Origin of the sequence: Flavobacterium odoriferum, from assembly GCF_025499515.1 — a bacterium.
Lineage (GTDB): Bacteria > Bacteroidota > Bacteroidia > Flavobacteriales > Flavobacteriaceae > Flavobacterium > Flavobacterium odoriferum.
This window is the reverse complement of the sequence record NZ_JAMKFA010000003.1, coordinates 193817-206168: the sequence shown is the minus strand read 5'-3', so window position 1 is coordinate 206168 and position 12352 is coordinate 193817. Positions and strand designations below refer to the sequence as shown.

Here is a 12352-nt window from a genome sequence, read left to right as displayed (position 1 = left end):
AAGAATAGCTCCTTTCGCTCTGCAAAAATACAATTTTATTTAAAACGAATTACTTGTTTAACCCATTTTTTGTATCATCAATACGTTTTTGAGCCATTGAAAAAGCCGCTTGATGGGTTGTAATATTATTATCATCAGCAAATTTGAAAATCTCTAATGCTGTATTATAGATGTTTTCTGTTTTTTGCATTACTTGCTCTCTTGACCAATTCACTAATTCAGAATATACATTGATAACACCTCCAGCATTGATTAAGAAATCTGGAGCATATAAAATTCCTTTTTCTTTCAAAATTTTACCGTGAACTGCCTCGTTTGCTAATTGGTTATTAGCCGCACCAGCAATAATAGACGCTTTAATGTTGTGGATTGTATTGTCATTAATTGTTGCTCCTAATGCACATGGTGCATAAATATCTACATCAGCACTATACAAATCAGCACCGGTAAAAATTTTAGCGCCATATTTAGCTCCAATTTGGTGAACTCTTTCGTCATTAATATCTGTAACGGTTACAATTGCCCCACTTTCTGTTAAATGTTGAACCAACACCTCTCCTACGTGACCAATTCCTTGTACTAATACTTTTTTACCTTCTAAATTATCTGAACCAAATTTATATTTAGCAGCTGCTTTCATACCTACGAAAACACCATAAGCTGTAACAGGAGAAGGATTTCCTGAACCACCTTTTTCTACAGAAATTCCAGCCACGTGTTTTGTTACTTCTCTAACAATATCCATGTCTTTTGTTTCCATACCTACATCTTCTGCAGTTATATATTTACCTGATAATGAATCTACAAATTGTCCAAATTTTGTCATTAACTCAGGTGTTTTTTGCGTTTTTGCATCGCCAATAATTACGGCTTTACCACCACCTAAATTTAAACCAGAAAGCGAGTTTTTAAAAGACATTCCACGAGATAAACGTAGTACATCATTTAAAGCTTCCCATTCGTTTGTGTAATTCCACATTCTTGTTCCACCTAAAGCTGGTCCTAAAACTGTGTTATGAATTCCAATAATTGCTTTTAAACCTGTATCTTTGTCGTTACAAAATACAACTTGTTCATGACCATCAAAAGAAACTTGACCAAAAACTGGGTCTACTTTATGAAGCTCACTTGCTTTTAATAAATCTGCTGTCATGTGATATGAATTGGGTTGAAAATTATTCAATATTTAATTACAATATTACGAATAATTTTAAAATGAATCAATAATTTATATTTTTTTTAATAATTTAGCAATGAAATGTTGTAATAAATCAGAATCCTTCACTATCAATACGTTAGCTTTTTAATGGTATAGATACGAAAATGTTACAACAACTAAAAATACTATGAAAGAATTACAATATTTAAACAAATACTTTATCAAATATAAATATCGCTTCTTACTTGGCTTATTTATAACTATAATCGCACAAATTTTTTCATTATTTACTCCAGAGCTTATTGGAAATTCCATAAAAGTAATTGAAGATTATGTGAAATCGTCTACAAAAGATGTTGATTTATTAAAAGTTTCATTACTAAAAAATATTTTTTACATCCTGATTACCACAATTATAGCTGGTTTTTTTACTTTTTTAATGCGTCAAACATTGATTGTGATGTCGCGTTATGTAGAATTTGATTTAAAAAATGAAATTTTCAATCATTATCAAAATTTATCGCAAAGTTTCTACAAACGCAATCGCACTGGTGATTTAATGAATCGTATTAGTGAAGATGTTGGAAAAGTACGAATGTATGTTGGTCCGGCAGTAATGTATTCGCTAAATACGTTAATGCGATTTACTATTGTGGTAATTTACATGTATAATATTTCGCCAAAACTAACTTTATATTCTTTGCTTCCGCTTCCATTATTATCGTACAGCATTTTTAAAATTAGTTCTGAAATTCATAAACGAAGTGGAGCTTTTCAACAAAATTTATCCAATTTGTTTTCGTTTACTCAAGAAATTTTTTCGGGAATTCGTGTGATAAAAGCTTACGCGATTGAAACTAAAAAACAAAAAGAGTTTATTGATTTAACGCAACAAAGCAAAACCAAAGCAATGGATTTGGCAAAAGTAAATTCGCTTTTTGGTCCGTTAATGATTTTACTTATTGGGTTGAGTAATTTAGTTGTCGTTTTTGTTGGTGGTTCTATGTACATCAATGGCGATCCTGAAATTGCAAGTATTGGTGTAATTGCTCAGTTTATTCTTTACATTAATATGTTGACTTGGCCAGTAGCATCATTAGGTTGGGTTTCATCATTAGTTCAAGAAGCTGAAGCATCACAAAAACGTATCAATGAATTTTTAAAAGAAGAACCCGAAATTAAAAATACCACAACTGAACATACAAAAATAGACGGAACTATAGCCTTTGAAAATGTATCGTTTACTTATGAGGATACAAATATTCAAGCTTTAAACAATATTTCTTTCAGCATTGAAAAAGGAAAAACATTAGCCATTTTAGGAAAAACAGGTTCTGGAAAATCAACTATTCTTACCTTAATTAGTCGTTTATACGATACTACTAGTGGTCATATTTTGATGGACAACAAATCCATTAAAGAAGTTAATTTATACGATTTACGAAATCAGATTAGTGTAGTGCCACAAGATGCTTTTCTATTTTCTGATAGTATCAAAAATAATATTAAGTTTGGCAATGAAAATGCTACAGACGAAGAAGTAATTGAAGCTGCAAAAAAAGCTGTAGTTCATGAAAATATTATCACATTTAACGAACAATATGAAACTGTTTTAGGTGAACGAGGCATAACGCTTTCAGGCGGACAAAAACAGCGTGTTTCTATTGCTCGTGCGTTAATAAAAAATGCTCCTATTCTACTATTAGACGATTGCTTAAGTGCTGTAGATACCGAAACTGAAGAAACAATTTTAAACAATTTATTAGCCTATTGCAAAGACAAAACAACAATAATTGTAAGCCACAGAGTTTCATCTGCTAAAAACGCAGATCAAATTATAATCCTTGAAGAAGGTAAAATAATTGAGCAAGGCACTCACAATCAACTATTAGACAATAACGGTTATTACAAACAATTGTATCTAAAACAACTTTCAGAAAAAGAAATCGACTAATTTTTTGTTTAATCCAATTTTTTTTTAGATTTTTGGAAAGCTATAACTAATTAATTTGAGTAGGATTATGAGAGAAAATGAAATGTTAGAAAAAGAAGAAATTTTTTCTAAGGTATTGCGTGCAGGAAGAAGAACTTACTTCTTTGATGTAAGGTCAACAAAAGCGGAAGATTACTACATTACAATTACTGAAAGTAAAAAATTTACAGAAGAAGATGGTTCATACCACTTTAAAAAACACAAAATTTATTTATACAAAGAAGATTTTGCTGCTTTTAGAGAAATCTTAGACGAAATGACAGATTTTGTTTTAGATCAAAAAGGTGAAGAAGTAATTTCTGAAAGACACCAAAAAGATTTCAAAAGAGAATCTTTTTCTGATGATGTTGAAGAAATAAAATCAGCTGAAAGTTTTACAAATATCGATTTTGACGATATTTAATTATAAATCTATAAAAAATCCCGAGTTCAATTGAACTCGGGTTTTTTTTATGATAAAGAAATTGTAATTACTTTCTTTTGATAACTCTTTCTACAGCTTCAACAATCGCTTGATTGTTTAATTTGTATTTTTCCATTAATTGGTCTGGTGTTCCACTTTCTCCAAAGCTGTCGTTTACTGCTACAAATTCTTGTGGTACTAAATGGTTTTGAACCAAAGTTCTTGAAACACTTTCTCCTAAACCACCAATGATGTTATGCTCTTCAGCTGTAACCACACAACCAGTTTTCTTCACCGATTTTAAAATCGCTTCTTCATCTAACGGTTTTATCGTGTGAATGTTAATTACTTCTGCCGAAATTCCTTTTGCTTCTAAAGCTTCTGCTGCTACTAATGCTTCCCAAACTAAATGTCCAGTTGCAATAATCGTAACATCAGTACCTTCGTTTAACATAATTGCTTTTCCAATTACGAAAGGTTCGTCAGCTGGCATAAAGTTAGGCACCACTGGACGACCAAAACGTAAATAAGCTGGTCCGTGATGATCCGCTAATGCTAAAGTGGCTGCTTTGGTTTGGTTGTAATCACAAGTATTGATAACTGTCATTCCAGGTAACATTTTCATCAAACCGATGTCTTCTAAGATTTGGTGTGTTGCACCGTCTTCTCCAAGCGTTAATCCTGCGTGAGAAGCACAAATCTTTACATTCTTATCAGAATAAGCCACCGATTGACGAATTTGGTCATACACTCTTCCCGTAGAAAAGTTAGCGAAAGTTCCTGTGAAAGGAATTTTTCCACCAATCGTTAATCCAGCTGCAATTCCAATCATATTTGCTTCTGCAATTCCGATTTGGAAGAAACGCTCTGGGTGATTTTTCTTGAAATCATCAAATTTTAATGATCCAATTAAATCCGCACAAAGTGCTACTACGTTTTCGTTTTTTTGACCTAATTCAGTCATTCCAGCTCCAAATCCTGAACGGGTATCTTTACTGCCTGTGTTGGTATATTTTTTCATAATATTATTTTCTTTAGTAGAGATTATTTTAATGTAATCTCAAAATTAACGTCTTCAATATTATCTAATTTATAAATATCAGTTTTGATATTCTTCTTTAGATAGTAACTTTCTAAAACAACTTCACTATTAATTTTATATATGTCCCATATTCTATGATGTGTAATCATCCCAATAGTGAAATTTTGAGTGTTTATGTATTTTGAGTTTTTAACTGTTTTTATATATAAATCGTATATGGTTTTCCTCTTTTTGGTTTCTCTAATGTTTATGATGTTTTCTTCACCAATTGCATCTGTAGAAACCGTTACATTTTTATTCGTTTTCTCTTCATAAAATAATTCTCTTGCATCAAATTTACAATTTGATAATTTGTAATTGAGATTCGTTTTATTGTCTAAAATAAATCCACCTTCAGAAAAAAACACTTTACTTGATTTTTTATCGAAAATAGAAATGTTTTTAACAGTATCATTAACAACAAAAAACTTCATTGTTGTATCATCCTCATTATTACATAAAAAAACTATTTTACTATCCGCTTTTTCTGAATTTTCATTTTCGTAATGGGAATATTGTCCTTGAATTTTAAATGAATATTTTTGTGAAAATAGATTTTGCCCAAAGAAGAAAAAGAATATAATAAATGTTACTTTAAAAAGGTTCATATGATTAATAATCTCCTAAAGTTTCAACATTTTGTGCTAACGCTTTTTCTAATTGTTCATCATTTGGCGCTTTACCATGCCAAGCGTGTGTGTGCATCATAAAATCTACTCCATTACCCATTTCTGTATGTAATAAAATACAAACTGGTTTTCCGTTACCTGATTTTGATTTTGCATCTGCTAAACCAGCTTTGATAGCGTCAATGTTGTTTCCTTCTTTGATTTCTAATACAATCCAATCAAAAGCTTCAAACTTTGCTTTTACGCTTCCCATTGCTAAAACTTCGTCTGTAGTTCCATCAATTTGTTTCCCGTTTAAGTCGATAGTTGCAATTAAGTTGTCTACTTTTTTTGCTGAAGCATACATAATTGCTTCCCAGTTTTGTCCTTCTTGTAATTCACCATCACCTAAAAGTGCAAAAACAAAATGGTTATCGTTGTTCAATTTTTTAGCTTGAGCCGCTCCAATTGCAACCGACATTCCTTGTCCTAACGAACCCGAAGCCATTCTGATTCCAGGTAAACCTTCATGAGTTGTTGGGTGACCTTGTAATCTTGAATTTAATTTTCTGAATGTTGCTAATTCAGCTACTGGAAAGTATCCGCTTCTAGCTAAAACACTATAAAAAACTGGAGAAATATGTCCGTTTGATAAGAAGAATAAATCCTCACCAATTCCGTTCATATCAAAACCTTCGTTACGTTTCATAACGTCTTGGTAAAGGGTAACCAAAAACTCAGCACATCCCAAAGAACCTCCTGGGTGACCTGAATTTACGGCATGAACCATACGAAGAATATCTCTTCGAACTTGTGTTGTAAAATCTTGTAGTTGTTGTGTGTTAGACATTATAAAAGATATATATGTGTTAATTGGATGCAAAAGTAATTTTATTTTTTTGGTGGTACAAATCATTTTGTTAGAAGTTATTAAGAATTGATTTCTGATGGGAGCTGGATGATGGAAGCTGGAAGTTTGAGATAGATTATAATTTGATTTTTGAACTTGAACTTGCCCTTGATTTTGACTTTTACTTAAATCATAAATAATTCTAAATTCTAAATTCTTATTTCTAAATTAATTTATCTTTGCGGTTCGTAAAAGCACAATATGAAGTTTGATTTAATTACCAAAGACCCAAAAAGTAAAGCCAGAGCTGGAAAAATAACTACCGATCATGGTGTTATTGAAACCCCAATTTTTATGCCCGTAGGAACCGTGGCTTCTGTAAAAGGAGTACACCAACGCGAGCTTAGAGACGATATTAATCCAGATATTATTTTAGGAAATACCTATCATTTATATTTAAGACCCCAAACCAAAATTTTAGAAGCGGCTGGAGGTTTACATAAATTCATGAATTGGGATAGAAATATCTTAACCGATTCCGGAGGCTATCAAGTGTATTCGCTTTCTTCAAACAGAAAAATTAAAGAAGAAGGTGTTAAGTTCAAATCGCACATTGATGGTTCGTATCATTTCTTTTCTCCAGAAAATGTGATGGAAATTCAACGTACTATTGGTGCTGATATCATTATGGCTTTCGATGAATGTACACCTTATCCATGCGATTATCGCTATGCAAAACGTTCGATGCACATGACGCACCGTTGGTTGGATAGATGTATCAATCATTTAGAAAAATTACCATTTAAATACGGTTACGAACAAACATTTTTTCCTATTGTTCAAGGAAGTACTTATAAAGATTTAAGAGAGCAATCGGCGGAATATATTGCAAATGCTGGTGCACAAGGAAATGCTATTGGTGGGCTTTCTGTAGGAGAACCAGCTGAAGAAATGTACGCAATGACCGAAATTGTTACAGCAATTCTTCCAGAAGATAAACCAAGATATTTAATGGGTGTGGGAACACCAATCAATATTTTAGAGAATATTGCGTTAGGAATTGATATGTTTGATTGTGTAATGCCAACACGTAACGCTAGAAATGGAATGTTATTCACGGCACACGGAACGATGAATATGAAAAACAAAAAGTGGGAAGCTGATTTTTCGCCAATTGACGAAATGGGACACACTTGGGTTGATACTGAATATTCAAAAGCGTATCTTAGACACTTATTTGCAGCAGATGAATTCTTAGGAAAACAAATTGCAACCATTCACAATTTAGGTTTTTACATGTGGTTAGTGCGCGAAGCAAGAAGACAAATTATTGCCGGAACATTCAGAGAATGGAAAGATAAAATGGTGATTCAAATGAGTCAACGATTATAAAATAAGAAGTTAGAATTTAGAAGTTAGAAACTTAAAGTTTAAAAGCTATTCGTTTCTAATTCTGAATTCTAAATTCTAAATTCTAAATTTAGGATGAAAATAATAGATAAATACATTTTAAAACGCTATTTGGTCACTTTTTCGGTGATGTTGATTATGTTTATTCCAATTGGAATTACCATTGACGTTTCGGAAAAAGTAAACAAAATGATCGAAAAGAAAATTCCATTAACAGATATTTTAGTCTATTATGGAGATTTTACCGTGTATTTTGCCAATCTATTATTTCCAATATTTTTATTCTTATCGATTATTTGGTTTACCTCGAAATTAGCAAACAATACTGAAATTATTGCGATTTTGAGTTCTGGAATTTCGTTTTCAAGATTTTTAAGACCGTTTATTTATGGTGCCGTAATTGTTTCCATTTTCGCTTTGTTAATGGGGTTTTTCTTAGTGCCAAAAGCAAGTAAAGGATTTAACGACTTTAGATATCAAAACTTAAAAGGAAACTCTCAAACTAGAGAAACTTCAGACATTTTTAGACAAATTAAAAAAGAAGGTAAAATTGAAGAAAACATCTATGTAAGTAATTACAATTATTTATCGCAAACGGGTTTTAATTTTACTTACGAACGTTTTAATGATAATCTTTTGATAGAAAAAGTGAATGCGAATAGAATTCGTTATGATGAAAAAACTAAAAAATATACCTTATATAACTACAACAAAAGAATAGTTGGTCCAATCAATGATAACATTCAATCAATTGATAAAATTGATGTTAATTATAATTTTGAACCAGATGATTTAACTCCAGTAATTTATGTGGCAGAAACAATGACAATTGGTCAATTAAATTCGTTTATCAATAAGGAAAGAGCTAGAGGAAACGGAAATATCAACACCTATTTAGTAGTTTTCTATAAAAAATTCAGTTTACCAATTTCTGCTTTTATCTTAACCATTATTGCTGTTGCAGTTTCTTCTATGAAAAGAAGAGGTGGAATGGGAATCAATTTAGCCATTGGAATTGTAATAGCATTTGTTTTCATCTTTTTTGATAAAGTATTTGGAACCTTAGCCGAAAAATCAAGTATTCCACCATTTATTGCAGTGTGGTTGCCTAATTTTGTATTCGGAATATTAGCATATTACTTACTTCGCAATGCAAAACGATAATTTAAAAAGCTACTTACATCTTCATGTAATTGTATTTATTTGGGGGTTTACTGCTGTTTTAGGAAAATTAATTTCGCTTGAAGCCTTAGATTTGGTTTGGTATCGAATGCTTTTTGCGTCGGTAATTATGACTTTTGTTGTGCTTTTTAACAAAGAAAAAATCAGAGTTCCTTTTAATGTTTTAATCGGATTTATTGTTTCCGGAATTATTATAGCATTGCATTGGCTCACATTTTATCAAGCCATTAAAGTTTCAAATGTTTCTATAACATTAGCTTGTTTGTCAACTGGAGCTTTTTTTGCTTCCATTTTAGAACCTATTTTTTACAAACGAAAAATAATTTGGTATGAAGTGCTTTTCGGATTAATCGTAATCTTCGGACTTGGAATTATTTTTAAAGTAGAAACCCAATATACCACCGGAATTTACTTAGCTGTAACTTCAGCATTTTTATCGGCGCTTTTTTCGGTAATCAACGGAAAATACGCTAAAGAGTACAGTCCAAATGTAATTTCAGTGTATGAATTATCAAGTGGATTTTTATTCTTAAGCATTTACTTGTTTTTTGCCGATAGTTTCACACCAGCATTTTTTGCACTTTCGTCAAATGATTTGTTGTGGTTATTCTTATTATCTTCAATTTGTACGGCTTATGCATTTTCGGCATCTGTCAAAGTAATGAAGTTTTTAAGCCCATTTACAGTAATGCTTACCATCAATTTAGAACCTATTTATGGAATCATTTTAGTGCTTCTAATTTTTCCCGAAAACGAGAAAATGTCGCCCATGTTCTACATTGGTGCAATCATAATTTTAGCGACTGTTATTGCTAATGGAATAATGAAAAGTCGTAAAAAGTTACCAACAAATTAAAGATAAGTTTATAAAGTTCAATGAAAATTTTATCTTTGTAACAACAAACACAAACCCAAATAAACCGATTATGGAATATTTAGATTTTGAATTACCAATTAAAGAGCTTGAAGACCAATTAGATAAATGCCAAATTATAGGTCAAGAGTCAGATGTAGATGTATCAAACACCTGCAAACAAATTGAAAAAAAATTAGAAGAAACAAAGCGAAAAATATATAAAAACCTTTCAGCTTGGCAACGCGTTCAACTTTCAAGACATCCAAACCGTCCTTACACTTTAGAACACATCACAAATTTAACTAAAGGGACTTTTTTAGAACTTTTTGGCGATAGAAATTTCAAAGATGATAAGGCAATGATTGGTGGTTTAGGTCAAATTGACGGACAATCATTTATGATTATTGGACAACAAAAAGGTATCAATACAAAAATGCGACAATATAGAAACTTTGGGATGGCAAACCCTGAAGGATATCGTAAAGCATTGCGTTTGATGAAAATGGCAGAGAAATTTAATCTTCCTGTTTTAACTTTGATTGATACACCAGGAGCTTATCCAGGTTTAGAAGCAGAAGAAAGAGGTCAAGGAGAAGCAATTGCAAGAAATATTTTTGAAATGGCTCGCTTAAAAACACCTATTATTTCTGTAATTATTGGAGAAGGAGCTTCAGGTGGAGCATTAGGAATTGGTGTTGGAGATAGAGTATACATGTTAGAAAACACATGGTATTCTGTAATTTCACCAGAATCTTGTTCTTCTATCTTGTGGAGAAGTTGGGAATACAAAGAGCAAGCAGCTGAAGCATTGAAATTAACGTCTTACGACATGAAAAAGCAAAAGCTAATTGATGATATTATTCCAGAACCACTTGGTGGAGCTCATTATGATAAAGAAACTACTTTTAAAACAGTAGAACAATATGTAATTAAAGCATATAATGAATTAAAAGATTTATCAACAAAAGATTTGGTATCTCAGCGAATGGATAAATATAGCAAGATGGGCGAATTCAAAGAATAGCGTTTGTTTTCAAAATACTATAAAATCCGAAGCCTAAAAGTTTCGGATTTTTTTTGGCTTATTAACAATAAAATTTAGTTATTAACAGTTGAGTATTGAGAACTCAAATAAGAATTTTATAAAAAAAGGTTACCTTAGCACTATGGAAAATGTCAGAAATATGAACCCGATAAAAGTAGATAAAACTACAATTATCAATTTGGAAAAAGGAAAACTACCTCCTCAAGCGTTAGACCTTGAAGAAGCAGTGCTTGGTGCCATGATGATTGATAAAAAAGGGGTAGATGAAGTAATTGATATTTTACAGCCAGATGCCTTTTATAAAGATGCTCACAAGCACATTTTTGAGGCAATTGTACAGTTGTTTAACGAAACACAACCAATCGACTTATTAACCGTTTCGGCACAATTGAAGAAAAGCGGAAAATTAGAACTTTCGGGTGGTGATTTCTACTTGATTCAGTTAACCCAAAAGATATCTTCCTCTGCACATATTGAGTTTCATTCACGTATTATTCTTCAAAAATTTATTCAACGAAGTTTAATTAAAATTTCAAGTGAAATTATCGAAGAATCGTATGACGATGCTACTGATGTATTTGATTTATTAGATAAAGCCGAATCAAAATTATATGAAGTAACGCAAGGAAACATTAAACGTAGTTCTGAAACCGCACAAAGTTTAGTAATTCAAGCCAAAAAAAGAATTGAAGAAATTGCTGGAAAAGAAGGTTTAAGTGGTGTTGCAACTGGTTTTCACAATTTAGACAAACTAACTTCGGGTTGGCAACCATCCGATTTAATTATTATTGCCGCTCGCCCAGGTATGGGTAAAACCGCGTTTGTACTTTCGATGGCACGAAATATGGCGGTTGATTATGGTCACCCTGTAGCTTTGTTCTCTTTAGAGATGTCTTCTGTTCAGTTAATTACTCGTTTAATTTCATCTGAAACGGGTTTGTCATCAGAAAAACTTCGTACCGGAAAATTAGAAAAACACGAATGGGAACAACTTTCTATCAAAGTAAAAAATTTAGAGAAAGCACCTTTATATATTGATGATACACCTTCATTATCCATTTTTGATTTACGTGCAAAAGCAAGAAGACTTTCATCGCAATATGGTATAAAAATGATTGTAGTTGATTATTTACAGTTAATGACAGCAGGTGGAAATGGAAAAGGCGGTGGAAATCGTGAGCAAGAAATCTCTACTATTTCTCGAAACTTAAAGGCATTAGCAAAAGAATTAAACGTTCCGGTGATTGCACTTTCTCAGCTATCGCGTGCGGTAGAAACTCGTGGTTCTAGTAAAAGACCTTTGCTTTCCGACCTTCGTGAATCGGGTGCGATTGAGCAAGATGCCGATATTGTATCGTTTATTTATCGACCAGAATATTATAAAATTGATGAATGGGATGACGAAGAACGTACGCCAACTCAAGGTCAAGCCGAATTTATAGTTGCAAAACACAGAAATGGTGGTTTAGATGAAATCCGATTAAAATTCGTGGGAAATCTTGGTAAATTTGAAAATTTAGATGATTTTAGTTCGCCTTTTGATTCATTACCTTCTAAAATGAATTTGGATGATAACAATCCTTTTGTTACACCAAATTTACCAACACCAAATGAAGCCTTTGGAAGTAATATGAATTCTTTTGAAGAAGACGATTCAGACGTTCCATTTTAACGTTCGACGACAAAACAGATCATTTGGTCTGTTTTTTTTTGTTAATACAATATTTTTCTTACTTTTATGTAAACAATTAAAAAAATTAACAAA

General features: G+C 31.8%; 11 protein-coding genes. 7 read left to right on the top strand and 4 right to left on the bottom strand.

Features of this window, described 5'->3' with window-relative positions:
- Positions 1-49: 49 nt before the first annotated feature.
- Complete coding sequence (locus M9Q43_RS03980) at positions 50-1153, bottom strand: Glu/Leu/Phe/Val family dehydrogenase (protein ID WP_262317678.1); 1104 nt, start codon at positions 1151-1153, stop codon at positions 50-52.
- A 193-nt stretch (positions 1154-1346) separates the two neighbouring features.
- Here M9Q43_RS03980 and M9Q43_RS03975 point away from each other — a divergent pair, with 193 nt between their 5' ends.
- On the top strand, positions 1347-3113 hold the full coding sequence (locus M9Q43_RS03975; protein WP_262317677.1) for an ABC transporter ATP-binding protein: 1767 nt from the start codon (positions 1347-1349) through the stop codon (positions 3111-3113).
- Between the two features lie 67 nt (positions 3114-3180).
- Positions 3181-3555, top strand: coding sequence for a PUR family DNA/RNA-binding protein (locus tag M9Q43_RS03970; protein WP_262317676.1), 375 nt, complete (start codon positions 3181-3183; stop codon positions 3553-3555).
- 67 nt (positions 3556-3622) lie between these two features.
- On the opposite strand, the gene M9Q43_RS03965 is transcribed toward M9Q43_RS03970, so the two are convergent.
- From M9Q43_RS03965 to M9Q43_RS03955, 3 genes are read right to left on the bottom strand one after another with little or no spacing between them, the layout of a single operon-like run.
- The gene (locus M9Q43_RS03965) at positions 3623-4576 is read right to left on the bottom strand and encodes a transketolase family protein (RefSeq protein WP_133610751.1); all 954 of its coding nucleotides are present in this window, start codon (positions 4574-4576) and stop codon (positions 3623-3625) included.
- A 23-nt stretch (positions 4577-4599) separates the two neighbouring features.
- Positions 4600-5244, bottom strand: a complete 645-nt coding sequence (locus M9Q43_RS03960) for a hypothetical protein (protein WP_262317675.1) — start codon at positions 5242-5244, stop codon at positions 4600-4602.
- 4 nt (positions 5245-5248) lie between these two features.
- The gene (locus M9Q43_RS03955) at positions 5249-6094 is read right to left on the bottom strand and encodes a transketolase (protein WP_262317674.1); all 846 of its coding nucleotides are present in this window, start codon (positions 6092-6094) and stop codon (positions 5249-5251) included.
- A gap of 261 nt (positions 6095-6355) precedes the next feature.
- Here M9Q43_RS03955 and tgt point away from each other — a divergent pair, with 261 nt between their 5' ends.
- The 5 genes from tgt to dnaB all read left to right on the top strand — a co-directional run bounded on the left by tgt (position 6356) and on the right by dnaB (position 12259).
- Positions 6356-7486, top strand: a complete 1131-nt coding sequence (gene tgt / locus M9Q43_RS03950) for a tRNA guanosine(34) transglycosylase Tgt (RefSeq protein WP_133610747.1) — start codon at positions 6356-6358, stop codon at positions 7484-7486.
- Positions 7487-7579: 93 nt separating this feature from the next.
- Positions 7580-8668, top strand: coding sequence for an LptF/LptG family permease (locus M9Q43_RS03945; protein ID WP_262317673.1), 1089 nt, complete (start codon positions 7580-7582; stop codon positions 8666-8668).
- A complete protein-coding gene (locus M9Q43_RS03940; protein WP_262317672.1) occupies positions 8655-9542 on the top strand; it encodes a DMT family transporter in 888 nt (295 codons plus the stop codon). Before M9Q43_RS03945 ends, M9Q43_RS03940 begins: the two co-directional genes overlap by 14 nt.
- A 70-nt stretch (positions 9543-9612) precedes the next feature.
- Positions 9613-10566 (top strand): acetyl-CoA carboxylase carboxyltransferase subunit alpha, encoded by a 954-nt coding sequence (locus tag M9Q43_RS03935; protein WP_262317671.1) that lies wholly within the window; start codon positions 9613-9615, stop codon positions 10564-10566.
- Between the two features lie 142 nt (positions 10567-10708).
- The gene (gene dnaB, locus M9Q43_RS03930) at positions 10709-12259 is read left to right on the top strand and encodes a replicative DNA helicase (RefSeq protein ID WP_262317670.1); all 1551 of its coding nucleotides are present in this window, start codon (positions 10709-10711) and stop codon (positions 12257-12259) included.
- Positions 12260-12352: the final 93 nt, after the last annotated feature.